Source organism: Maritimimonas sp. 2405UD52-3, from assembly GCF_056591715.1.
The window spans coordinates 52,119-78,768 of sequence record NZ_JBWQOL010000008.1 but is presented as its reverse complement, the minus strand read 5'-3'; the positions used below and the strand labels follow the sequence as shown (position 1 = coordinate 78,768).

The 26,650-nt window shown below is 34.5% G+C and carries 18 protein-coding genes; 13 read left to right on the top strand and 5 right to left on the bottom strand.

The features are described 5' to 3' along the window. Window position 1 precedes the first annotated feature (1 nt). Entirely contained in the window at window positions 2–2,644 is a 2,643-nt protein-coding gene (gene cphA, locus AC1EU5_RS15465; protein ID WP_480193325.1) for a cyanophycin synthetase, read from the bottom strand. Between the two features lie 96 nt (window positions 2,645–2,740). Between cphA and AC1EU5_RS15460 the strand changes: the two genes are divergently transcribed. Continuing rightward, on the top strand, window positions 2,741–3,598 hold the full coding sequence (locus tag AC1EU5_RS15460; protein ID WP_480193324.1) for a cyanophycinase: 858 nt from the start codon (window positions 2,741–2,743) through the stop codon (window positions 3,596–3,598). Between the two features lie 176 nt (window positions 3,599–3,774). Here AC1EU5_RS15460 and AC1EU5_RS15455 read toward each other — a convergent pair whose 3' ends face one another. Both AC1EU5_RS15455 and AC1EU5_RS15450 read right to left on the bottom strand, forming a co-directional pair. Then, entirely contained in the window at window positions 3,775–4,515 is a 741-nt protein-coding gene (locus tag AC1EU5_RS15455) for a GNAT family N-acetyltransferase (protein WP_480193323.1), read from the bottom strand. Window positions 4,516–4,598: 83 nt separating this feature from the next. Further along, window positions 4,599–5,528, bottom strand: coding sequence for an isoaspartyl peptidase/L-asparaginase family protein (locus tag AC1EU5_RS15450; RefSeq protein ID WP_480193322.1), 930 nt, complete (start codon window positions 5,526–5,528; stop codon window positions 4,599–4,601). Between the two features lie 99 nt (window positions 5,529–5,627). Between AC1EU5_RS15450 and polA the strand changes: the two genes are divergently transcribed. Together polA and AC1EU5_RS15440 are read left to right on the top strand one after the other, a co-directional pair. Further along, on the top strand, window positions 5,628–8,462 hold the full coding sequence (gene polA / locus AC1EU5_RS15445) for a DNA polymerase I (RefSeq protein ID WP_480193321.1): 2,835 nt from the start codon (window positions 5,628–5,630) through the stop codon (window positions 8,460–8,462). A 77-nt stretch (window positions 8,463–8,539) separates the two neighbouring features. Beyond that, window positions 8,540–9,370 carry a TerC family protein gene (locus tag AC1EU5_RS15440; protein WP_480193320.1) on the top strand — a complete coding sequence of 277 codons (831 nt, stop codon included), beginning with the start codon at window positions 8,540–8,542 and terminating at the stop codon, window positions 9,368–9,370. On the opposite strand, the gene AC1EU5_RS15435 is transcribed toward AC1EU5_RS15440, so the two are convergent. Together AC1EU5_RS15435 and AC1EU5_RS15430 are read right to left on the bottom strand one after the other, a co-directional pair. Continuing rightward, the gene (locus AC1EU5_RS15435) at window positions 9,360–12,134 is read right to left on the bottom strand and encodes a DUF5916 domain-containing protein (RefSeq protein WP_480193319.1); all 2,775 of its coding nucleotides are present in this window, start codon (window positions 12,132–12,134) and stop codon (window positions 9,360–9,362) included. The two genes, AC1EU5_RS15440 and AC1EU5_RS15435, sit on opposite strands and share 11 nt — an antisense overlap. 116 nt (window positions 12,135–12,250) lie before the next feature. Continuing rightward, complete coding sequence (locus tag AC1EU5_RS15430) at window positions 12,251–14,908, bottom strand: DUF5916 domain-containing protein (protein ID WP_480193318.1); 2,658 nt, start codon at window positions 14,906–14,908, stop codon at window positions 12,251–12,253. Between the two features lie 268 nt (window positions 14,909–15,176). On the opposite strand from AC1EU5_RS15430, the gene rplM reads away from it, so the two are divergent. The 10 genes from rplM (at window position 15,177) to asnS (ending at window position 26,641) form a co-directional block, all read left to right on the top strand. After that, window positions 15,177–15,632: a 50S ribosomal protein L13 gene (gene rplM, locus AC1EU5_RS15425; RefSeq protein WP_480193317.1), complete on the top strand. Its 456-nt coding sequence runs from the start codon at window positions 15,177–15,179 to the stop codon at window positions 15,630–15,632. Next, window positions 15,632–16,018: a 30S ribosomal protein S9 gene (gene rpsI, locus AC1EU5_RS15420; RefSeq protein WP_480193316.1), complete on the top strand. Its 387-nt coding sequence runs from the start codon at window positions 15,632–15,634 to the stop codon at window positions 16,016–16,018. Before rplM ends, rpsI begins: the two co-directional genes overlap by 1 nt. 109 nt (window positions 16,019–16,127) lie before the next feature. Further along, a complete protein-coding gene (rpsB, locus tag AC1EU5_RS15415) occupies window positions 16,128–16,913 on the top strand; it encodes a 30S ribosomal protein S2 (protein ID WP_480193315.1) in 786 nt (261 codons plus the stop codon). 90 nt (window positions 16,914–17,003) lie between these two features. Next, entirely contained in the window at window positions 17,004–17,828 is an 825-nt protein-coding gene (gene tsf, locus AC1EU5_RS15410) for a translation elongation factor Ts (RefSeq protein WP_480193314.1), read from the top strand. 87 nt (window positions 17,829–17,915) lie between these two features. Further along, window positions 17,916–18,623 carry a UMP kinase gene (pyrH, locus tag AC1EU5_RS15405; RefSeq protein WP_480193313.1) on the top strand — a complete coding sequence of 236 codons (708 nt, stop codon included), beginning with the start codon at window positions 17,916–17,918 and terminating at the stop codon, window positions 18,621–18,623. A gap of 51 nt (window positions 18,624–18,674) precedes the next feature. Next, window positions 18,675–19,229, top strand: coding sequence for a ribosome recycling factor (frr, locus tag AC1EU5_RS15400; RefSeq protein WP_480193312.1), 555 nt, complete (start codon window positions 18,675–18,677; stop codon window positions 19,227–19,229). Window positions 19,230–19,324: 95 nt separating this feature from the next. Continuing rightward, complete coding sequence (locus AC1EU5_RS15395; protein WP_480193311.1) at window positions 19,325–21,838, top strand: DUF5686 and carboxypeptidase-like regulatory domain-containing protein; 2,514 nt, start codon at window positions 19,325–19,327, stop codon at window positions 21,836–21,838. Window positions 21,839–21,886: 48 nt separating this feature from the next. Further along, window positions 21,887–24,280, top strand: coding sequence for an efflux RND transporter permease subunit (locus AC1EU5_RS15390; protein ID WP_480193310.1), 2,394 nt, complete (start codon window positions 21,887–21,889; stop codon window positions 24,278–24,280). A 3-nt stretch (window positions 24,281–24,283) separates the two neighbouring features. Then, window positions 24,284–25,144 (top strand): glucose-1-phosphate thymidylyltransferase RfbA, encoded by an 861-nt coding sequence (gene rfbA, locus AC1EU5_RS15385; RefSeq protein WP_480193309.1) that lies wholly within the window; start codon window positions 24,284–24,286, stop codon window positions 25,142–25,144. A 66-nt stretch (window positions 25,145–25,210) separates the two neighbouring features. Continuing rightward, window positions 25,211–26,641: an asparagine--tRNA ligase gene (gene asnS / locus AC1EU5_RS15380; RefSeq protein ID WP_480193308.1), complete on the top strand. Its 1,431-nt coding sequence runs from the start codon at window positions 25,211–25,213 to the stop codon at window positions 26,639–26,641. Window positions 26,642–26,650: the final 9 nt, after the last annotated feature.

Sequence of the window (26,650 nt, the reverse complement as noted above, 5' to 3'; positions counted from 1 at the left end):
GCTATTCTGCAAACATTAACTCACCCTTAGATTCTTTTTCTTTAAACTCTTTTACCAAATCTAAAGCATCCGGTATTACATCACTGCAAAGTATGATGAGTGATCCTTTTTCGGCATGTTTAACAGCATGTTTAATCGCTTCTTTTTCTGAAGGAATAATTGTAGTTTTCTTATTAGGATCTTTCATTTTTATGCCATCATTCAACATCTTAATGAGCTCCTTTTCTGTTTTTCCGCGTAGGCGTTTATCTTGACGGATAATTATCTCATCAAACATTTCAGCAGCTATGCTACCCATCTCATTATTATCTTCAACACGCCTATCACCTATTCCAGCAATAATACCAACTTTAACAGTAGCTTCTAATTCATCTGTGAACTTTTGAAGTGCACGCATGCCAGCGGGGTTATGTGCATAATCCAATAAAATTGAAAAGTCATTGAACTTAAATAGGTTCAAACGTCCCGGCGTTTGTGAAGCTGACGGTATAAATGTTTCTAACCCGGCTTTTATATCTTCAATGCTTATCTCTTGTACGTGTGCTGCTAATATGGCTCCTAAGACATTTTGGATCATAAATTTAGCCTTACCTCCGTAGGTCAACGGAATATTTTCTGCTTTCATTAAACGCATTTTCCATTCTCCCCTACATATGGTGACATATCCATTTTCATAAACAGCGGTAATACCACCTTTACGTTGCAATGCCTTCACGCGAGGGTTATTTTCGTCCATAGAAAATAAAGCAACATTGCACTCCACATTTCTACGCATATCATACACCAAGTCATCATCTGCATTTAAAATAGCATAACCGTCTGGTAATACCGTTTCAGGAACCACAGCCTTTACCTTTGCTAATTGCTCTATAGTATGAATTCCTTTTAATCCTAAATGGTCTGCAGCTACATTAGTTACCACCGCCACATCACATTTTTTAAACCCTAAACCTGCTCTTAACAGGCCTCCTCTAGCGCATTCTAAAACTGCAAAATTTACGGTAGGATCTCTCAGCACAAACTCAGTACTTGCAGGACCAGTGCAATCACCAGTCATTAACAATCTATTTTGAATATAAACTCCATCACTGGTCGTATAACCCACTCTATATCCTTTCATTTTAGCTATATGCGCTATCAATCGTGTTGTGGTTGTTTTTCCGTTGGTACCGGAAGTAGCAATAATAGGAATACGGCCTGTATCTCCTTTTTGAGGAAATAATTTATCAATTACTGGCGCAGCTACATTTCTAGGCAAGCCTTCTGTAGGTGCTAAATGCATTCTAAATCCGGGGCCCGCATTTACCTCAAGAACAGCTCCCCCTGTTTCAGATAAGGGCTTCGTAATATCAGTAGTCATGACATCAATACCACAAATATCTAAATCAATGATCTTAGAAATGCGTTCTGCCATAGCTACATTAGCAGGATGTACAATATCTGTAACATCCTCTGCAGTGCCTCCGGTGCTTAAATTAGCAGTATCTTTTAATGCAAACCATTCCCCTTCTTTTAGTACGGTATCAAGCGTATAACCTGCATCCTTAATTATTGTTTTTGTAAGCTCATTAGTGGTTATTTGTGTGAGTACTTTTTCATGGCCATAACCACGACGAGGATCTTTATTCACTTCATCAATTAATTCTTGAATTGAAGATTTTCCATCACCAATAACATGTGCTGGTGTTCTTTTTGCAGCTGCAACTAATTTATTATTAATCACCAAAAGTCTATAATCATCACCCACTATAAATTTTTCTACGATAATAACACCACTTTTTGAACTCTCTTTGGCTTGGTGGAACGCTTCTAAGGCATCTTCATAATTTTGGATATTTACGGTAATTCCTCGTCCATGATTTCCATCTATAGGCTTAATAACCAATGGGTAGCCAACATAATTACAAGCACTTTCTAAAGAGCGTTCCCTTCTGATAATATCTCCTTTTGGTACTTCAACTTCTGCCTGCTCTAACAAATATTTTGTATCCTCTTTATCACAGGCCAATTCTACACCTATACTACTGGTTTCACTGGTTACTGTTGCTTGAATTCTTTTCTGATTTGCCCCATATCCCAATTGACATAAAGAGTACTTATTTAATCGAATCCAAGGGATACCTCTCGCTTCAGCCTCAGCAACAATAGAACCTGTGCTAGGTCCCAAACGATCGGCCTCGCGAAGCTCTCTCATTTCTTGAATGTCTTCAGACATATCATACTCTTCTCCCTTTATTAAAGCCTCACAAATACGAACAGAAGCTTTTGCAGCATAACGTCCTACGGACTCTTCCATATAAGCAAAAACCACATTATAAACACCTTCTTCTCCATATCCCCTTGTACGACCAAAGCCAACATCCATACCTGCCAGTGTCTGTATTTCTAAAGCAATATGCTCAATAATATGACCCATCCATGTACCTTCTTCCACGCGTTGAAAAAAACCTCCAGGGGTACCAACCGAACATCGGTGCTCATACATACTAGGAAACATTTTTTCTAAGCGCTCTTTGAATCCATCTATTTTATTTGAAGGAAACTCTTCCATTTCCTGAAGATCAAGAACCATTACAATTAATTTATGACGTCTAATTGACCAGTAGTTTGGTCCTCGCATAGCATTAATACTTCTTATTTCCATAATCGGCTAGTTTTAATTAGAGTGAAAGATTATAAATATAGACAATTTTCTATTAAAAAATTAGTTTAATTTTGCGCGGTTATATAAGATTTGAAGATGGCAAAAGGCATATTGATTCCTATAGGAGGAAATGAAGATAAGGGTATTCAAGATAGAGAAGCGTACACGTTAGATTTTATTGATGAAGGTATTTTATTTCATGTGGTTAAACAAGCTGGCGGTATAGAAGCTAATATTGTGATCATTCCAACAGCATCAAGTATTCCTGTTGAAGTAGGAGAAAATTATATGAAGGCCTTTACAAAATTAGGCTGTACCAATGTTTCTGTGTTAGATATAAGAACCAAGGAAGATTCAGAAAAAAAGACTTCTATTGATCTTATTAAAGAAGCGAATTGTATCATGTTTTCTGGTGGAGATCAATCTAAGATTACTGATAAAATTGGTGGAACTACCATACATACTATTTTGGCAGATAGATACCAAAATGAAACAGGTTTTGTAATTGCAGGAACCAGTGCTGGTGCTATGGCTATGGCAAATCAAATGATAGCCGGTGGAAGTGCTACCGAGGCTTTTATAAAAGGTGCAGTAACAATGTACAAAGGTTTAAGTTTAATTCCAGAACTTATAATTGACACTCATTTTATACAACGTGGTCGTTTTGGGCGTGTTTCTGAAGCCATTGCAAAATTTCCTGAGAAATTAGGAATAGGTCTTGCGGAGGACACCGGCATCATCATTAAAAATGGAACAGATTGTACCGTACTAGGTTCTGGAATGGTCATTCTTTTTGATGGTAGCAACCTTATACATAATAATGAAAAATTGCTTACTGAAGGTACACCTATGACCATGACAAATCTTATCGTTCATGTACTGTCAAATGGAGATACTTTTGATATCGCTACCAAGAAAGTAACTGTCTTACCTATTGAGGCTCCGTTTATTTAATTTAACGTGAATCTCATTTAGAATTTAGTATCGTCACTTCGAGTAATCCCGAGTACTGTGGATTGTATCGAGAAGTGGATTTTTACTAGAATTTTTCTTGTTTTCGATACAGATTTCACTCATTTCAATTGTGAAACCTACTCTAACTGACGAAAATTTCTTATCCAAGGTTTATATTAATTTAAATATAATTCCATCTCATATTGATCTACCGTATTTTTTAATCCGGCAGATTCAACCTCTTTTATTTTTTCAGATAGCTCGTTATCAATATTATTAATCCTGACCTCTTGTTTAACCAAGCGAATTGCAGAAAAAAGTATGTTCCATTCTTTAGGCGTACCTAGTAATGTTTCAAATTGGGCAACATAGCCTGATTCAGAATCCATTATGAAATAGGATTGTATTTTATTATCAACAAACGCTAGATAATAATCGTAATGCCTATTGATCAAACTTTTTTTCTGATTGTCCCAAGAATATAGCTCACTATTTGGCAGTAGATTCCAATCAAAAGTTTTAGATGTAACTTTCTCTAAACGGAATTCTTGTTTGGTGTCAGGTAAAATAGCACCTTTATAGCATTTGTAATGTTTGCAGGTTTTAAAACCTATGCTTTCATAAGATTTGATGGCTTTCTTATTTTCTATGATAACCTCCAATTGGCATTTAGTGATTCCATTTTTAATTAATTCCGGAATTACATAATCATAAATAGTCTTTACTATTCTTCTTCCTCTATATTCAGGAATCACTCCGGTTCCTGAATTATATGCAGTCAATTCCCCTTTACGTTTATCAATAGCATTAATTATAAAACCAACCAATTTATTACCATCAAACATACCATAGGAAAGATCATATCTTACCCCTGCCGCTTTCCAACCATCTCTATAATAATTATGGTTTGTTGGCATTGTTACAAAGTAATTCTCAAATGACTTCAAAAAGCATTCAATTATAATGTCAAAACTTGTATTGCCTAAATGCTTAACCTCCATTATTTATAAATAGCAACTTCTTCTAACCCATTTGACGATTTACAAGCCCTGTACATTCCTTCTGTATTGAAAGGCATAGCAATGTTTCCCATGACATCAACAGCTATCAACCCTCCATCACCCTTTATATTTAAAATTCGTTGATAAATCACCTCATTGGAAGCATCCTTTAAACTTAATTTTTTATGTTCCATTAAACAGGAAACATCATAGGCTACAACGCCTCTGATAAAAAACTCTCCGCTACCGGTACAACTTACGGCACATGTGTTGTTGTTTGCATAATTACCTGAGCCAATCATGGGGCTATCTCCTACTCTGCCAAAACGCTTATTTGTCATTCCACCAGTAGAAGTAGCGGCTGCGATGTTCCCATTTTGATCACAGGCAACGGCACCAACCGTTCCAAATTTTGAATCTTTTTTGACCGAATGATCTAACTGAAAACTATCAGTATCTTTTATCTCCAACCACTGATTATGTCTAAACGCATCATAGAAATAATCAGGGTTTTCAATATCATAATTATGGAGTTCAGCAAATTGCATCGCTCCATCACCAGCTAAAAAAACATGTTCACTTTTCTCCATCACATCACGCGCTAAAGAAATCGGATTTTTTATTCCGGTAATTAGAGAAACCGCTCCAGCATTCAATGTTTTTCCATCCATTATAGAGGCATCCATTTCATGAGTTCCATCAGCGGTGAATACACTGCCTTTTCCTGCATTAAACAAATGAGAATTCTCTAATAATTTTACTGCTTCTTCAACAGCATCAACCGCAGTTTTTCCTTGCTCAAGAAGATTGTATCCTTTTTTTAAAGCTTCTTTTAAAGCATCATTATATTGTATTTCAAGTTCATGCGTCATCATTCCTTTAATTAGGGTTCCTGCTCCACCATGAATTGCAATTGAGTATGTATTCATTTAAACCAAAAATTTATTAAAACCACAAAATGTAAATTAATTAATTTCTTATCGATAAATAAGTTTCGTAGTTTTATAGTCTTCAACAAATGTATACAAATGTCAGAACAAAAACGCCTCTTTCTTCTTGATGCCTACGCCTTGATTTTTAGAGGCTATTATGCGTTTATTAAAAACCCTAGAATCAATTCTAAAGGTGTTGACACCTCAGCTATTATGGGGTTTACAAATTCTTTATTAGATGTTATTAAGCGTGAAAGACCAGATCATTTGGCCGTATGTTTTGATAAAGGTGGTAGTGTAGATAGAGTAGAAATGTTCTCTGAATACAAGGCTAATCGAGACGAAACACCTGAAGCAATCAAAGTAGCTGTTCCCTATATTGAGCAAATTCTTAAAGCCATGCACATTCCTATTATTGTCAAGGAAGGTTTTGAAGCTGATGATATCATTGGAACTTTGGCTAAAAAAGCTGAAAAACAAGGTTATCAAACCTTTATGGTAACGCCAGATAAGGATTTTGCCCAGCTGGTTTCTGAAAATATTTTTATTTATCGACCTAGGTCATTTGGTGGCGGTTATGAAACATGGGGCGTTAAAGAAGTACAAAACAAATTTGAAGTAGAACGGCCGGAGCAAGTAATTGATTTTTTAGGGATGATGGGCGATTCTGTTGATAATATTCCCGGTTTACCTGGAGTAGGTGAGAAAACTGCAAAAAAGTTCATCGCTGCTTATGGAAGCATGGAAGGTTTATTGGCCAACACACATGAGTTGAAAGGGAAAATGAAAGAAAAAGTTGAGGCGAATGCTGAATTGGGAATGCTTTCAAAGAAACTGGCTCGCATTTTATTAGATGTACCCGTAGCGTTTGACGAAAAAGACTTTGAGCTTTCTGAGCCAAATATTGACGCTGTTAAAGAAGTGTTTTCTGAATTAGAATTCCGTCGCTTAACCGAAAATTTCTTGAAAACATTTAATCAAGAAAACGGAACACAACCTATTAGCACAACTCCTACTCCTAAAGTAAAAAAAACTGCTCCTGCAAGTGGGCAGTTTGATCTTTTTGCAACTCCCGGTGCAGGAACTGTGACTCAAAAGGAAGCGGAAATAACTGGTTATAAAAACATTGCCAACACATCACATTTTTACCAATTTATCAATACTTCGCTTTCGCGGAAGTTACTGCTTGAAAAATTACTGCAACAAAAATCAGTGTGCTTTGATACTGAAACCACAGGATTAAAATCCCTTGAGGTTGAACTCATTGGCATTGCTTTTTCATGGGAAAAAGGTAAAGGTTACTATGTAGCTTTTCCAGGAGATCAAAAAGAAACACAAACTATTCTTGAAGAGTTCAGACCTTTTTTTGAAAGTGAATCCATTGAAAAAATTGGGCATAATCTAAAATACGACATTAAAGTATTATCTAATTATAATATGCCTGTAAAAGGGAAATTATTTGATACCATGATTGCGCATTATCTGATCAATCCAGATATGCGTCATAATATGGATGTGCTCTCAGAGACTTATTTGAATTATCAACCTGTTTCTATTACTGAACTCATTGGTAAAAAGGGAAAAAACCAATTGTCAATGCGCGTGGTTGAGTTACCAAAGCAAACGGAATATGCAGTGGAAGATTCAGATATCACTTTACAGCTCAAAGAACACTTTGAAAAAGAACTTGAAAGTGGTAATGTTACCAAATTATTTAATGAAGTTGAAATTCCATTAGTTTCTGTACTAACGGCTATGGAAATTGAAGGTATTAATCTAGATACTGACTTCTTAAAAGAGTTTTCAAAAGTTCTAACTGAAGACATCAACCGGCTTGAATCCGGAATATATGAGCAGGCAGGTCAAACTTTTAATTTAGCTTCTCCAAAACAATTAGGCCCTATTTTATTTGACAAATTGAAACTGGTTGACAAACCTAAAAAAACAAAAACAGGGCAATATTCAACGGCTGAAGATGTGCTACGTTATCTTGCTAAAGATCATGAAATTGTAAGAGATATTTTAGAATGGCGCCAGTATAAAAAATTACAAAGCACTTATGTTGATGCTCTGCCAAATGAGATCAACCCAAAAACTGGAAGGGTACATACAGTATATGCACAGGCAGTAGCTGCAACAGGTCGTTTAAGTTCTAACAACCCCAATTTACAGAATATCCCTATTCGCACAGAACGAGGTCGCCAAGTAAGAAAAGCATTCATCCCAAGGGATGAAAACCATGTGTTACTTGCGGCAGATTATTCGCAAATTGAATTGCGATTGATTGCCGCATTGAGCGGTGATGAAATAATGATAGAATCGTTCTTAAATGGTGAAGATATTCATGCTTCAACAGCTGCTAAAGTTTTTAATGTGCCTTTACAAGATGTGAGTCGTCAACAACGTAGCGATGCCAAAGCTGTAAATTTTGGAATCATCTATGGTGTTTCGGCCTTTGGCCTTAGCAATCAAACTACATTATCAAGATCAGAGGCAAAAGAGTTGATTGACACTTATTATTTAACTTATCCTAAGCTACGTGCTTATATTTCTAAACAAGTGGACTTCGCCCGCGAAAACGGTTATGTAGAAACTGTTCTTGGTAGAAGGCGCTACCTAAAAGATATTAATTCGCGTAATGCCGTTGTGCGAGGTGCTGCAGAACGTAATGCCGTAAATGCACCTTTACAAGGAAGTGCAGCTGATATTATTAAGTTAGCCATGATCAACATTCATAGAAGATTTCAACAAGAAAGTTTTAAATCAAAAATGCTCTTACAAGTGCATGATGAACTGGTATTTGATGCATACAAAGATGAATTGGAAATTATCAAACCTATCATTAAATCTGAAATGGAAAATGCCTATTCATTGAAAGTTCCTTTAATTGTAGATATGGGCATAGGGAATAACTGGTTAGAAGCACATTAAGCTCACAACAATCTACAATTAGATACAGTTTTCTTTTTTTTATTTAATATTGCTCAAATTTTAATCACCAAAAATTTATGGACCAATTATTAACCCTAGACAGTCTTTTTACTTTATTTATGCTTGTGTTATTGCAAGCAGTATTGGGTTTTGATAACCTCTTATATATTTCATTAGAATCGAAAAAAGCACCTGCTGAACGACAAAGTTTTGTTCGCAAAATGGGAGTAGGATTGGCCATAGTTTTAAGAATTGTTCTGCTATTTGCATTGATGTCTTTGATTCAATATTTTCAAAAACCCTTTTTGGCATTGCATGGAAACAACATTATTGAATTTGAATTTAATGTACACAGTATTATTGTTCTAGGTGGTGGCGTTTTTATTATTTATACAGCTATCAAAGAAATTTGGCACATGATGTTAATGCAAGAACACGAAGCAGCAGATGATAAAAAAAAGAAAACTGAACGTATGGTTATCTTTTGGATAGTGCTAATGAACCTGGTGTTTTCTTTTGATTCTATTTTAAGTGCAATGGCCTTAACCAGTGGCATGGATTATATTCCTCAACTTATACTTATGACTATAGCTATTGTTATTGGTGGTATCTTAATGATAGTAATGGCTGATCAAGTAGCCAATTTCCTTCAAAAGAATAGAATGTATGAAGTACTAGGTCTTTTCATTTTATTGATAGTGGGAATCATGTTGTTATCAGAAGGCGGTCATTTAGCACATCTCAAGTTATTTGAGAATCCGGTAACACCAATGAGTAAAACCACCTTTTATTTTGTAATTGTTGTTTTAGTACTTATTGATATTGTACAGGGAAGATATCAGAAAAATCTATTGGCTGCAAAAAAGGAACACGTAGGACATGAAAAACAAGAGATACCTAAAGTCTAAATCTATAGGTGGCTTTAATTAAAAATGTGTTTTCTTTTTCCTGTCCAAAAATCTGATTGTCCAGATTTCTAAATAAGTGCTCACTTGGGTCTCCATCTCCAGTTACGCCTTGTGACCATACAAGAAAAATCTCTGATCCGGGAATATATTCCCATCTTACTACTAAGTTAGAGCGAAACTGCACAAATGAAAAATCAGGATTGTCTACTTCATAATCTGTTGTTCCATCACGGTTTTCATCAAAGGAATAGACGTCATTATTAAAATTAAACTGATCATTTTCATATTGCCTAAACCTATCATATAAGTCTTCAGCGGTTGGATCAATGAATTGGTCATCAGGGTTCACATAATTTGATAAGGTGGGATCCACTGTGTATTTCAAATTACTATAACGCCCTCTTGACACAAATGGTTGACCATAGTACTGTATGGTTAAATTGGGATTAATCGTATAATTTAATCGAATAGAAGCACTCAATGTCTGTTGATCAATTTCTGCTAAAATATACCTCGGCTCGTTGCTAATATCTGTTTCAGTTACATATTGTGTCTTATTCGGATTTCTTGAGTACTCCGGGTTTATAGATAAACTAAACGAATTAATAGGTTGATAAGTAATACCTGCTTCAAAGCGCAAAAAAGAAAAATTATTTTGTTTTGCAAAGGAATATACATAACCTCCAAACATACTAAACTTTTTAGTTCTATCTGTACTTAAAAAAGCAAAGCTGATATTCTCTTCAGAAAAACGCCATCTAGGGCCGCCTCTTAAAATAGTATTCGTAAAAATCCTAGGTTTGTGAATTAGTCCAAATTCAATACCCCATCTGTTTTTAAATTCAGAGAAACTATTTAACCTGTATTGAATTCTATTATAGTTTCCTTCAAAATCATAACTGGTGAACATGTTAAACCCCGCCCAAATACTTCTAAACTTGCCTACCGGTTTTAAAATCCTATAATTTACCCAAGCATATTGACGAATTTCATCCGCTTGACGCAAAAATCCAATATCATTCAATTCTAATTCTGGCGATCGCCAGTTACCGCCAATGCCATATCTGAAATTACCACTACCCGATTTACCGAATTCTATTTTTCCACCGGTTCCTGTTAATGAAGTTCTATCAGTTTCTACTTCTACATGATCTGCATCTACTCTATTAAACAAATGGGTAAGTGATTCTTGAGTGTTCGTAATAGACTCCTCACTCCCTTGAACATGACTCATAATCATATTCCCTTCAATATAAAAGGTTCTATCTTTCCATTGATGTTTAAAATCTATACCACCTGTATAGGCGGACTTTCTAAGAGAATTCAAATTGTTTTCTTTTCTACCCGAATTAAAAGGGTCAATAATTTCATTGGTATTTGAATCTACATATTCCTCAATAACATCATCAAATTCAAAACTAAATGTATTACCTAGTGTTCTATTTGTAGCCGTAAAAATTCCTCCTATAAACGAATTACGTTCATTAAAATCTTTTTGTGCTCTTGCCACAAAATAATTTGTAAATGGTTCTATTATGGTTTCTCTTCGTTCATTGGTATCATCCGCATTAGCTACTTCTGCCAATTCTCTAGATGTAACACTCTCCAACAAACCGATTGACCATCCGTTTTTTGTTTTACCGCTAAATTTAGCAGCTCCTAATATAGTTGTATTAGAGGATCTATCAATAAAATCATCACCATCGGTAGTAACGGAACCTTGAGGATTTCTACCTATTCTTCTTGAAAAAAATAGATTATCTCTATTACCTCCAAAACGGAAATCAAAAATGTTTTTATTCTCAACAAAGAATGGGCGCTGTTCCCTGAAGAATATTTCAAAACCATCTAAGGCAATAGCAGCAGGATCAGCTTCCACTTGTCCAAAATCAGGATTTACAGTAAGATCAAGAGTGAGATCATTTGTAATTCCTATTTTGGCATCCAGACCTCCATTCAAGGTAAAATCGTCACCATCTCTGTATGGATTGTTGTCTTCTTTTGGAAAAGTATCATATTGTAAAACCGTAAAAGGTTGTATTTCTAGCTGCTTTTGGGGAACCAATCCTATCAATCCATGTAACTCACCTGCTTCACTTACAAACCCTGGCGCGTCTGCAGGAATTCTTTGCCATAATGAGGTTTCATTGGTTCTAAAAATACGCCTTACTACATTTAATCCCCAAACTTGTTCATCAGCTTTTCCAAACCGCAATTGACTTAATGGTATTTTCATTTCAGCGATCCATCCATCACTATCAATAGAGGCTTTAGTATACCAAATAGGATTCCAACTATCATCTATATTATCGCCATTATCAGTAACTATTTCATCTCCTTTTACACCTGCCGCAGTAGTAGTAAACACAAAAGCTGTTCTCTTGTCATGGTAACTATCAATTAAAACATTCACTCTATCTCCAACAAAACCATCTCTTCTTGAAAGTCTGTTGATAATACTATCTGGTGCGTTGTCAAGTGATTTAATACCTATGTATAAATTCTTATCATCATAAACAATCTTAAATTTTGTTTGAAATGTAGGTGGGGTATTTTCGTCTGGCTCATTTTCTATAAAATCACTATCCCATTCAACCAAACTCCAGATTGCATCATCCATTAAGCCATCAATAACTGGAGGCTTTTCATTACCAAGAGATTTGGTTGTATATACTCTTTTTGTAACGGAGGTGTACTGGCTTTTTTGTGCTACTGCTGTCTGAAATGCAAGTAGCAAGGAGAGAACAAAAAAAAGATTTTTCATTAATTGATTGGCTATGTTAGGTTTGGAGCCTCATCATACACCATCACTTTGCTTCAGCAAGGTACTATAAACGAATCTTAACTTTTTGTTAATTCATGACGGTCTACTGTTAAATTTTACAACCTAAATCTGTAGGTAGCTTTAATTAAAAAAGTGTTCTCTTTTTCTTGACCCAAGATTTGGTTGTCTAAATTAGTGAACAGATTATTGGCTGGATCACCATCACCCGTAACGCCTTGAGACCATACTAGGAATACCTCTGACCCTGGAATATATTCCCACCGTAATACTAAATTAGAGCGAAATTGCACAAAAGAAAAATCAGGATCATCAAATTCATAATCAGTATTACCATCTAAGTTTTCATCAACTAAAATTGAACCATCAGAAGGGGTTAATTGCGTATTATTTAACAATTGATATCTTTCTTCAAAATTGCTAGCTTGGGCGTTGGTGACATATTTAAAATCCATATACCTACCTCTAGACACAAAAGGTTGCCCCCAGTATTGAATTGTCAAATTTGGGTTGATATTAAAATTGATTCTTAAAGAGGCGCTCAAAGTTCGTTGTTCTATTTTAGCATTAATATATCTTTTATCATTACCAAAATCAACATTTTCAACATATTGTAGCTTATCATTGTTTATGTTGTAAGATGGGTTAAACGATACTCTCAAAGCATTGATAGGTTGATAAGAAATACCCCCGTAGATTCTGTAACTATTAAATGAATCATCGAAAGCTTTACTACCATTATGACCTACATTAATACGTACTTTCTTCCTATTGTCAGTGCCAATATTATTCCAGAAAAAGATATTGGGTGAAAATTTAAGTCTTGGGCCTCCTCTTAAAGCAAAATTAGATTGATTAACAGCACGAACTGTAACTCCTAAGTTAGCAAACCAGTTATTTTGAAAATTAGCCCAAGCGTTGGTGTTGAACTGTAATAGATTATGATTCCCACCAAAATCCCAAGCTGTCCAGTGATTATAATTCAATCCTAAATTTCTGAAAATAGAAAAAGGTTTTAGAGTTCTGTAACCTACCCACAAATAATGTCTAAGATCATCTGACAAACGTTGAAAGCCCAAATCATTCAATTCTAATTGTGGTGATCGCCAGGTAAAACCACCTTCAAAACGCCAATGACCTTCTGCTTGCTTTCCAATTTGAAGGTTTCCACCAGTACCGGTTAATGAAGTTCGTTCAGGATCAAAATCAAGATAACTTGCACCTTCTCTTTGAAACCTATGACGAAATGAATCTTGCGTATCTGCAATGGCTTCTTTTGTACCTCTTACATGACTAAACACCATATTACCGCCAACATACCATGCCCTATTTTTCCAATGGTGTTTAAAATCTAAGCCTCCACTATATGCCGACTCATGTAGAAATTCTAAGCGCTCAGGTAAGTCTCTGTGTGTGGCGGTAATAATACCTCCCACAAAGGTGTTTCTATCATTAAAATCTTTTTGTAATCTTCCCACAAAATAATTTGTAAGTGGTTCAACTTCTTCCTCTCTCAATTCTCCATCTTCACCAATTTCAGCAAACTCTCTAGCTGTAACACTTTCTAAGACACCAATAGACCAACCGTTTCTAGTTTTACCACTAAACTTTGCTGCTCCAAGAATGGTAGTATTGACAGGTTGATCTACAAATCCTTCTGTATCAGGAAAACTTTGAGGGTTTCTACCAATCCTTCTTGAGAAGAATAAATTATCCGCACCAAAAGTATCTCCGGCATTTGACCGTGAGAATTGATAGTTAAAAATATTATTGTTTTCGACAAAAAATGGGCGTTGTTCTCTGAAGAAGATCTCAAAACCATCTAAGGCAATGGCAGAAGGATCAGCTTCAACTTGGCCGAAATCAGGATTTACTGTTAAATCTAAAGTGAGATCATTGGTAATTCCTATTTTGGCATCTATTCCTCCATTCAATTCAAAATCTTTGCCGTCCCTAAATCTATTTCCCTCTTCTTTGGGGTACGTATCATATTTCAATACTGTAAAAGGCTGAATTTCTAATTGCTTTTGAGGTTCTAAGTCTATCAAACCATGTAATTCACCAAATTCGCTTACCCAACCAGGAGCATCTTGGGGAACACGTTGCCAAAGTGAACGCTCTTCTTTTCTAAAAAACCTCCTTGTAGATTGAATTCCCCAAATCTGCTCTTTTGCTTTTCCAAAACGCAGTTGACTTAACGGAATCTTCATTTCTGCCGTCCATCCTTTATCGTCAATATTAGTTTTGGCATACCAAATAGGATTCCAGCTTCCATCCCAATTATTTCCATTATCAGAAACAAATTCATCTCCTTTTACCCCTGCTGCGGTAATAGTAAATGAAAAAGCTGTACGCAAATCATGATAGCTATCAATGTTTACTTCTACCCAATCACCTGCAAAACCATCACGACGTGATAGCCTTCTTACAATACTATCAGGTTGTGAATCAAAACATCTAAAAGCCAGATATAAATTCTTTCTATCATAAGTAATTTTAAATCGGGTTTGCTCACTTGGTGGTGTATTTTCGTCAGGCTGATTTTCTATATAGTCTCCTGTCCATTCAACAACATTCCAACCCGAGTCATCCAAAATACCATCAATTACAGGTGGTTTTTCATTACCTAAAAACTTTGTAGTATAAATACGTTTTGGAACAACTGTTGACTTTGATTTTTTATTTTCACCCTCTTGACCTTGGCTTATAAGACTAAAGATAAAAATGAATAAAAAGAAAAGATGAAGCTTGTTCATAAAGGGGATTTGAATTAATGAGTTTTCAGACTTAAAGACCTCACTAATTTGTAATTGTTACATAAAATAAATTTTAAATGATCTAAACTCCTATTAATACTATGTTAATTAACATATTTATTATGTTAAAATATTCAAATAAATACCTGAGTTCTTGGCTAAAAAATATAGCTAAAACCTTGTTTGTTATATGAATAAATGTTTGTACATTTGCACTCCCTTTTTAGGGACTAAAAAATTATTATTAATTACAAAAAACTAATAGTGTATGAACACATTAAGTTACAAAACAGTATCAGCAAATAAAGCTACTGCTAATAAAGAGTGGGTTTTAGTTGATGCGGACGGGCAGACATTGGGTCGTTTAGCTTCTAAAGTAGCTATGCTTATTAGAGGCAAATACAAAGCAAACTACACCCCTCATGTAGATTGTGGTGACAATGTTGTTATTATTAATGCTGAGAAGATCAATTTAACCGGAAAAAAATGGACAGATAAAACATATATCCGTCATACTGGTTATCCTGGTGGTCAAAGATCACTTACTGCGAATGAATTATTTTCTAAAGATCCTACAAGATTGGTAGAAAAAGCAGTAAAAGGTATGTTACCTAAAAATAAATTAGGTAGTGCTTTATTTAGAAATTTACATGTATACGCTGGTAATGAGCACAATCATGATGCTCAAAAACCAAAAGCTATTAACCTTAACGATCTTAGATAATGGAAACAGTACACAAAATAGGTAGAAGAAAAACGGCAGTTGCTCGTGCATATGTTTCTAAAGGTAAAGGAAACATTACTATCAATAAAAGAGATTTAGAGAATTACTTTACAACTGGTACTTTACAATATAAAGTAAAACAACCATTAGCATTGACTGATAATGAGAAATCATTTGATATTAATGTAAATGTATACGGTGGTGGTGTTACGGGTCAGGCTGAGGCTATCCGTTTAGCAATTACCAGAGCGTTGGTTGCAATTAATGAAGAGAATAGAGCAATCTTAAAACCAGAAGGCTTATTAACACGTGATCCAAGAATGGTTGAACGTAAGAAATTTGGTCAGAAGAAAGCTCGTAAGAAATACCAGTTCTCTAAACGTTAATCACAAATTATTAATCTGTTATCGTATAAGTTTAGCATCCAAATACCTTAGACTCACTTCGTGGCTACCTAGGTATTGCTAACAAAACGGAACGTAAACTAAATTAAAGATGGCAAACATTGAAATTAAAGAATTATTAGATGCAGGTGTACATTTTGGTCACCTAACTAGAAAATGGAACCCAAATATGGCTCCGTATATTTATACTGAGCGTAATGGTGTTCACATTTTAGATTTGTACAAAACAACAGCAAAAATTGAAGAGGCCACCAAGGCACTTCAAAAGATCGCTACTTCTGGTAGAAGAATCTTATTTGTAGCTACTAAGAAACAAGCAAAAGACATTGTTGCTGATAAGGCTAAAAGTGTAAACATGCCTTACATCACTGAAAGATGGCCTGGTGGTATGTTAACCAATTTTGTTACAATTCGTAAAGCTGTTAAGAAAATGGCTCAGATTGACAGAATGAAGCAAGATGGTACGTTTAACGCTTTATCTAAAAGAGAGAAGTTACAAATAGATCGTCAGAGAGCCAAATTAGAAAAGAACTTAGGTTCTATTGTAGACATGACTCGCTTACCAGGTGCTATTTTTGTTGTTGATACTAAGCGTGAGCATATTGCAATTACAGAAGCTCAGAAATTGAACATTCCAATTTTTGCAATGGTAGATACAAATTCTGATCCTAGATTAGTTGATTTTGCAATTCCTGCAAATGATGACGCTTCTAAATCTATAGATAAGATCTTGTCTTTTGTTACTGACGCTATAGCGGAAGGCTTAACAGAAAGAAAAGCTGACAAAGAAAAAGCTGCTGCTGTAGCAAAGGATTCAGAAGAGGTGAAAGAAAAAGCTGTAGCTCAGGAAGCTGAAGTACAAGAAGAGGAAAAATAAATTATTGTAAAACTGTTTATTTGTTTAATCGTGTTCCTATTGAAATAGGCAAGTGTACGAATAACAAATTAACGCATAAACATTCAAAAAATGGTTAAAGTAACCGCTGCTGATGTAAATAAATTAAGAAAAGCTACTGGTGCAGGTATGATGGACTGTAAAAAAGCATTGGTTGAAGCTGAAGGTGATTTTGATAAAGCAATTGAAATTTTACGTAAAAAAGGTCAAAAAGTAGCTGCTAAAAGAGCTGATCGTGAATCAACTGAAGGTGCTGCAATTGCAAAAGTAAATACAGATAGAACTAAAGGCGTTTCTATTGTATTAGGTTGCGAAACTGACTTTGTTGGTAAAAATGAAAATTTTGTAAGCCTAGCACATGAATTGGCTGATTTAGCCTTAAACTATGCTTCTAAAGATGAATTTTTAGCTGCTGATTTTAACGGTATGACTGTTGCCGATAAATTAATTGAGCAAACAGGTATTATTGGAGAAAGATTAGACATCAACGCTTTTGAAAAAGTAGAAGCTCCTTATGTAGGTTCTTACATTCACGCTGGTAACAAGATTGCTACTTTGGTAGGTCTTTCTGCTAATGTTGATGGTGCTGATGTTGTGGCTAAAGATGTTGCCATGCAAGCTGCCGCTATGAACCCTATTGCATTAAATGAAGATGGTGTTGATCAATCAGTAATTGATAAAGAAATTGAAATTGCAAAAGATCAATTACGTGCAGAAGGTAAGCCTGAAGCTATGCTTGAAAATATTGCTAAAGGAAAACTAAAGCGTTTCTTTAAAGACAATACATTGGTAAATCAAGCATTTATTAAAGACAGTAAATTAAGCGTTGCTCAATATGTAAAGTCACTAGGTAATGATGTTACGGTAAGTGATTTTAGAAGAGTTGCTTTAGGATAAGTAAGTATAAAATAAGTTAAAAACCCCACCCAAAAAGGTGGGGTTTTTTTGTTAAGAGAATTGTATATTTGTCAAACTTTCAAAAAAATGCACTACAAAAGAGTCTTGTTAAAACTAAGTGGAGAAGCCTTAATGGGTGAACGTCAATATGGTATTGACCCTAAACGTTTGGCTGAATATGCTGAGGAAATACAGAATGTAGTTGAAAAAGGTGTTGAAGTGGCTATTGTTATTGGAGGTGGAAACATCTTCAGAGGCCTCTCTGGAGCTAGCCAAGGTATGGACAGGGTTCAGGGCGATCATATGGGTATGCTCGCCACTGTAATTAATGGCTTGGCCTTACAAAGCGCTCTTGAAAATATTGGTGTGCAAACCCGGTTACAATCAGCCATAAAAATCAACGAAGTTGCAGAACCATTTATTCGCCGTAGAGCCATGCGTCACCTTGAAAAAGGTCGTGTGGTAATTTTTGGAGGAGGTACTGGAAACCCATATTTTACCACAGACTCTGCAGCAGTTTTAAGGGCCATAGAAATTAAAGCTGATGTTATTTTAAAAGGCACACGCGTAGATGGTATTTACACTGATGATCCTGAAAAGAATAGAGATGCGGTTAAGTTCAATAACATTTCTTTTGATGAGGTATTACAAAAAGGGCTTAAGGTAATGGATACAACTGCCTTTACATTAAGTCAGGAAAACGAATTACCAATTATCGTATTTGACATGAATACCAAAGGCAATCTTATAAAAGTACTATCTGGTGAAAATGTGGGTACTAAAGTGAACATATAGATTATGGCTTACTTTTTGATAAAATAATACCGGATATTAAAAATATTTAATATGAACGAAGAAGTTAAATTTATTTTAGACGCGACCAAAGAGCAAATGGAAAATGCCGTGGAGCACCTAAAGAAAGAATTTATTGCTATTAGAGCAGGAAAAGCTTCTCCTGCTATGCTTAAAAGTGTGATGGTAGATTACTATGGATCTCAAACACCTCTGAGTCAAGTTGCAAATGTTAATACCCCGGATGCGCAAACCATTAGCGTTCAACCTTGGGAGAAAAGCATGCTACAAGAAATAGAACGCAGTATTATGATTGCTAATCTTGGTTTTAATCCAATGAACAATGGTGAAAGTGTTATTATTAATGTACCTCCTTTAACAGAAGAGCGTCGTAAAGAACTGGCAAAACAAGCCAAAGCAGAAGCAGAAAATGATAAGGTGAGTGTTAGAAATGCCAGAAAAGATGCGAATAATGATATTAAGAAATTAGAGGTTTCTGAAGATATGAAATCAAATGCTGAAACTGATATTCAGGAGTTAACTGATAAATACATTAAAATAATTGATGATCTATACGCAAAAAAAGAAACAGAAATTATGACTGTTTAATAAATTGCCGTATTCTCAATAAACATAAACTTTTGTTAAAAGCAACCCTGTCGGTTGCTTTTTGTGTATATCATCAATTTATTTGATCGCGAAACATGAAAATTAGGTTGCTTACCATAGTATTATTCTTCCCAATATGCATATTGGCACAGACCTATATATCAGGTGTTATCAAAAATAATATGACTAAGGAGCCACTTCCATTTGCAACCATATTAACCGAAAATGGTCAAGGTATGATTTCAGATGCAGATGGAAAGTTTATACTCAATTCTACAGTAAATATTAAAGAATTGACCGTGTCTTATATTGGCTTTAAAACCCAAAAAATAACTTTGGGGGCTAATACAAAATACCTTTCTATTTTTCTTCAGCCTTCTACGGAAGCATTATCTGAAGTAACTATTCAAGCAAATGAAAACCCTGCTTTACAGATTATTAGAAATGCTATAAAAAATAGAGACAAAAACAATATTCAGAAAAGGTTAAACACCTTTCAATACAAAGCCTATAATAAATTAATTGTAAGTGCAGAACCCGATTCGATTGAAGCAAGTATTGATTCCATTTTTGTAATCAGAAATGGAAAAAGAGTGTTTAAAAGATTTGACTCAACCAATTATGAATTCAGAAAACAAATTGATAAGCATCACCTCTACATTACAGAAAAAGTAGCTGAGTATAATTTTAAAAAAGGTAAAAACAAAAAGGAAGTTGTACTAGCTTCAAGAATGGCCGGATTCGAACAGCCCGTGTATGAAATTTTGGCTCTTAACATTGAAAATTTTACATTCTATAATGAAGAGTACCATTTACTAGGTAATAACTATGTTAATCCTTTAGCAAAAAACGCTTTAAAAAGGTACGGCTATAAAATACTCGACACTATTAAAAGTAACAACAGAAATACCTACATGGTGTATTATAAGGCTAAAGAACGTAAAGAAAGAGCAGGTTTAGAAGGCGTACTTTATATAAATTCAAAAAGTTACGCTATAGAAAAAGGTATTGCTGAACTTAAAGGTATTATTAATGTCAAGGCAACTCAAGATTTTACTTATAATATAAAAAATGATGTTTGGTTTCCTAAAGAAACACAAATAGTCATTAAAAAAGGAAATGCAAAAAATGACATTAAGCTGTTTGGAGGAGTTGTGAAGTTCACGGAAAGAGTTAGAAATGATTCAATTATTAATACAAGTGCCAAAGATCCTAGTGATGTTTCTTATCTACATTCTAAAACCAGTGTTTTTGATGTTAAAATAAATGAACCAATCAAGGTATTAAACTCAGCTTCAGTAGTTGAAATTAATGAAAATGCAGGGGAACGCACTGAAGAGTTTTGGAATAATTATAGAACCGATTCTATTACACAACGGGGTTTACAAACCTATACTTTTATTGATAGCATTTCGCAACAGGAAGGTGCAGAGAGAAAGTTGAATGTTGCACGTAATATTCTAAAAGGGCACTATCCTACTAAGTATTTTGATTTTGATCTTAGTCAGCTGATTAACTTTAATAATTATGAAGGATTTAGACTAGGCTTTGGCGGAATTACTAATAGTAAATTTTCAAAGAAATTTAGATTTGAAGGTTATACTGCCTATGGTTTTAAAGATAGCAGAATAAAATATAGAGTTGGTGCAGGCATTAAATTAAATCATAAAAATAACACATGGATTGGTTTAGCCTATACAGATGATTTACAGGAAGCTGCAAAAATTGATTTCTTATTTGATGACACCTCATTTTCTTTAATCAATCCTAGAAACCTAAACATTAGTCAGTTTTACGGTTATAGAACCTATGAAGTAAATTTTCAGCATGATGTTTTTCCTAATGTAGAATCAAAAGTAAAGCTTAGTCATGGTAGTTTTGACACCAAGTTTGATTATCGTTTTGTTAATGATACGAAAAATCTGCAAGATTATAAATTGACATTAGCAACGTTAGCCATTAAATGGACTCCTTTTAGTAAGTATATGACATCACCTTCAGGTAAAATAACAGTAAAAAATGGATGGCCTAAAATTACTGCTCAGGTTACTAAAAGTATTGATGAATTTATTGAAAGTGATTTTGACTTTACTCAGTTCAACTTTAAATATGAACACACAATAAAAGCACTGCAAAACAGTTCAACTTCTTTCTTAGTTCAAGGTGGGTTTGTAAGAGGTGATGCCCCATTGACACATCTATATAATGCCACGCCCAACTATTCTTTAAGAAATCCATGGCGAAAGCGGATCAACTTCTCAGGCACCAATGCTTTTGAAACAATGACTTTTAATGAATTCATCTCTGACAAATATGTTTCTATTCAAGGTAGACATAATTTTGAACGCTTTTTTATTAGTGAAAAATTTAGGCCAAGATTGAGTTTAATTACTCGCTTTGCCATTGGCGATATTGATAATATTGAATTTCATAATGAAGTGAATTTCAAGAGAATGAATAGAGGATACTTAGAGTCAGGTTTTGTTTTAAATCATCTCTATAAAGGTTTTGGAATTAGTTCTTTTTACCGATATGGGGCCTATAATAATCCTAAGTTTTCTGATAACTTAGCCGTAAAACTTACCTATGTTTTAAGCCTTGGTTTTTAAAATTAAGCTCAAGTATTTTACTACCTTTGTTATTCTTATAAACCATTCATGAATTTTTGGTCTGTAGTATCTAGAATTATCCTCAAAGGAAGAATAGCCATTCTCATTTTAATAGCCGCTATTACTTATTTGCTATATACTCAAACAGAGCATATTAAGTTTTCACACACTGAAGCCAACCTCTTACCTTCTGACCATCCTGTTAATGTAGAATATGATAAATTTCTTGAAATTTTTGGTGAAGAAGGCAATATCATCATTTTGGCTGTTCAAGATTCTACAGTATTTACTGCTGAAAAATTCAATAAATGGAATGCCCTATCAAGACAACTCGACACATTTCCTGAAGTAGACTTTAGCGTATCCATTAGCGATATAAAACAATTAAAAAAAGATAATGTAAATAAAAGATTTAAGGTTGAACCCCTATATGAAAATGAACCGAAAAGTGATGCTGAAGTACTTAAGATAAAGGAAGAGCTATTTGAAAAGCTACCCTTTTTTGACAATTTTCTATTCAATAAAAAAACAGGCACAATCCGCTCTGCTATTTATCTTAAAAAAGACATTGTTAACACAATTCAGCGTAAGGATTTTATCCTTAAAAACCTAAACTCTGTAATAGCAGATTTTGAAAAAGAAAATGATCTAGATGTAAGGGTATCGGGTATGCCCTACATACGAACCATGAATGCTCAAAACATCATTGACGAGATAGGCATTTTCGTAGGGCTGGCTTTATTGATTACGTCCATTATATTTTTCTTCTTTTTTAGATCTTTCAGAGCAACATTTATTACCATGTTGGTAGTTAGTATTGGTGTTGTTTGGGCTTTAGGTTTTATTGGACTGTTTAGATACGAAATATCAGTACTTATGGCTTTAATTCCTCCTTTAATCATTGTTATTGGAGTGCCTAACTGTATCTTTTTAATCAATAAATACCAACAGGAAGTTAAAAGTCATGGTAATCAAGCTAAATCCTTACAGCGAGTAATTTCTAAAATAGGGAATGCGACTCTAATGACCAATGTAACTACTGCTTCTGGTTTTGCTACCTTTATCTTTACAAAGAGTCAGTTGTTGAATGAGTTTGGTATTATTGCTTCCATAAATATTCTCTGCATATTTATATTGTCATTACTGATTATTCCTATTATTTACAGTTTTCAACCGAAACCAAAAAGTAAGCATCTTAAACACCTTGAAAAGCGCTGGATGGAGCTTGTAGTAGACTGGATGGAAAACATGGTAAGACATAAACGTATTGCCATTTATGTAACTACAGTTATCGTAATTATTGTGAGCATTACTGGTGTTTATAAAATTAATATTTCTGGGAGCCTTATAGAAGATATGCCTAAAGGGGAGCCTTTCTTTGAAGACATTGTGTTTTTTGAGGAAGAGTTTGGCGGTATTATGCCTTTAGAAATTATTGTAGATACCAAGCGAAAAAAGGGCGTAATGAAATTAGCTACGCTTAAGCGGATGGATAAGCTTAACGATATTATTGATGAAATCCCTGAACTTTCTTCATCAGTATCTGTATTAAATCTTGTAAAGTATTCTAAGCAAGCTTACTACAATGGGAATCCAAAGTATTACCAATTGCCTAATGGACAGGAACGTGCATTTATTCTAGAGTTCACAAAAAACTCTGATGCCAATTCTGATCTGTTAAATAATTTTGTTGATTCTACCGGTCAATATGCTCGTATGACCACATTTATGAAAGATATTGGTACCGAAAAAATGGAGCGTATAGAAGAGCGTATTCAAGCAAGAATTGATAAAGAATTCCCTAAAGAACGTTATGACGTAAAAATGACCGGCAAAGCTTTAGTATTTTTAAAAGGAACCAATTATTTGGTTAAGAATTTAGTTGTTTCCCTCTCGCTGGCCATTCTGTTAATATCACTGTTTATGGCCTGGATGTTCAGATCTTATAAAATGATCATTATATCATTAATACCAAATATGTTACCCTTATTAATTACGGCTGGCTTGATGGGATATTTAGGTGTTCCCATAAAACCTTCTACTATTTTGGTATTTAGCATTGCTTTTGGTATTTCTGTAGATGATACTATACACTTTTTAGCAAAATATAGACAAGAATTACAAGCTAATAATTGGAAAGTACGTAAGTCTGTATATGGTGCATTACGAGAAACAGGAGTAAGTATGTTCTATACTTCTATCGTATTATTTTTTGGTTTTCTAGTGTTTATAGTATCAAGTTTTGGCGGCACAAAAGCATTAGGAGGTTTGGTATCGGTAACCCTATTATTTGCTATGGTATCTAATTTATTATTATTACCCTCATTATTGTTGTCGTTAGAACAGAGTATCGCAAATAAAAAGGTGTTTAAAGAACCATCTATAAAAATTATTCCTAAAGAAGACGAAGAAATTAATGCAGAATTAATAGAAAACAAATAAATTATGAAGGGTATTATTCTTGCCGGAGGTAGTGGCACCAGGTTGCATCCGTTAACATTAGCTATAAGTAAACAACTAATGCCAATTTATGACAAACCAATGATCTATTATCCTTTATCTACTCTTATGTTAGCAGGTATAAAAGATGTGTTAATTATCTCTACACCGCATGACTTGCCCCTTTTTGAGCGTTTGTTAGGTGATGGAAAACGATTGGGTTGTAATTTTCAATATGCCGTTCAAGAAGTACCTAATGGACTAGCTCAAGCATTTGTTATAGGCGAAAAATTTATAGATAATGATAAAGTTGCTCTCATTTTAGGAGACAATATTTTTTATGGTACGGGGATGCATCATGCTTTAATAAATGCTTATGAAAATGATGGAGGAACTGTTTTTGCATATCATGTAAACGATCCTGAACGTTACGGTGTAGTAGAATTTGACGAAAATGATAATGTTATCTCAATTGAGGAGAAACCAGAAAAACCAAAGTCAAATTTTGCTGTACCTGGTATATATTTTTACGATAATGATGTTGTGCAAATCGCTAAGAACTTGAAACCTTCTTCACGTGGTGAATATGAAATTACAGATGTAAATAAAGAGTACCTTAAAAGAGGAAAACTAAAAGTGAGTATGCTAAACCGAGGTACAGCTTGGTTAGATACCGGCACTTTTAAATCATTAATGCAAGCTCAACAATATGTTCAAGTTATTGAAGAAAGACAAGGCTTAAAAATTGGATGTATTGAAGAAGTAGCTCATCATAAAAGATATATCACAGATGAGCAATTGAAAGAAATTGCCACACCATTACTAAAAAGTGGCTACGGCCAATATTTAATGAACTTGCTCAAATAATTTCTCGACCAGAATTCAACAATCCTGAAGCAATTAGTATCTTTGCGTTTCATAAATTTTTGAGAAATGCAAAAGAGTGTTGCTGAGTTATTAAAGTCAAAAGAATTTTCTAAAAAAGTTAGCCTAAAAGGCTGGGTTCGCACCTTTAGAGCCAATCGTTTCATTGCCTTAAATGATGGGTCAACTATTCATAGTATTCAGTGTGTAGTTGATTTTGAAAACACTGATGAAGATCTTTTAAAGCGAATTACAACTGGTGCAGCAATTGCTGTAACCGGAGAACTTGTTGAAAGTCAAGGAAGAGGACAGTCTGTAGAAATACAAGTTTCTAATATTGAAATTTTAGGCGATTCTAACCCTGAAGAATACCCTATCCAACCAAAAAAACTTGGTTTTGAGTTTTTACGTAAGAATGCTCACCTAAGAGTTCGTACAAATACTTTTGGTGCGGTAATGCGTGTTCGAGCTGCTTTGTCTTTTGCTGTTCATAAATATTTTACCGAAAATGGGTTTTATAATTTTCATGCACCAATTATTACAGGGTCAGATGCTGAAGGTGCGGGAGAAATGTTTAGAGTAACAACATTTGACCTTGACAAGGCTCCTAAAAATGAAAATGATGAAGTTGATTTTAAAGAAGATTTTTTCGGTAAGGAAACCAACTTGACGGTTTCAGGTCAGTTAGAAGCTGAAACCTATGCTATGGGGCTTGGAAAAGTATACACATTTGGTCCAACATTTAGAGCGGAGAATTCAAATACTACGAGGCATCTGGCTGAGTTCTGGATGATTGAACCTGAAATGGCTTTTTATGACCTGAATGACAATATGGATTTGGCAGAAGATTTTATCAAAAATGTCTTACAGTATATACTAGAACATTGTCAAGATGATTTGGTATTTCTTGACCAAAGGTTAACTCAAGAAGAAAAGTCAAAGCCTCAGGCTGAACGCAGCACAATGCCTTTATTAGAGAAGTTGAAATTTGTTGTTGAAAACAACTTTAAACGCGTTACATATACAGAAGCCATTGATATTTTACGGAATTCAAAACCTAATAAAAAGAAAAAATTTCAGTTTTTAATAGAAGAATGGGGTGCTGATTTACAAAGTGAGCATGAACGTTATTTAGTTGAGAAGCATTTTAACTGCCCTGTTATTTTATATGATTATCCTGCCAATATTAAGGCGTTTTATATGCGTTTGAATGAAGATGGAAAAACTGTTCGAGCCATGGATGTTTTATTTCCTGGAATTGGAGAGATAGTTGGTGGGTCACAACGAGAGGAACGCTTAGATGTTTTGAAAGAAAAAATAAAAGCATTAAACATAGACGAAAAAGAACTTTGGTGGTATTTAGATCTTAGAAAATTTGGAACCGCTGTTCACTCAGGCTTTGGCCTAGGATTTGAACGTTTGGTTCAATTTTCTACTGGCATGAATAATATTCGTGACGTTATTCCTTATCCTAGAACGCCACAGAATGCTGAATTTTAATCTTATAAT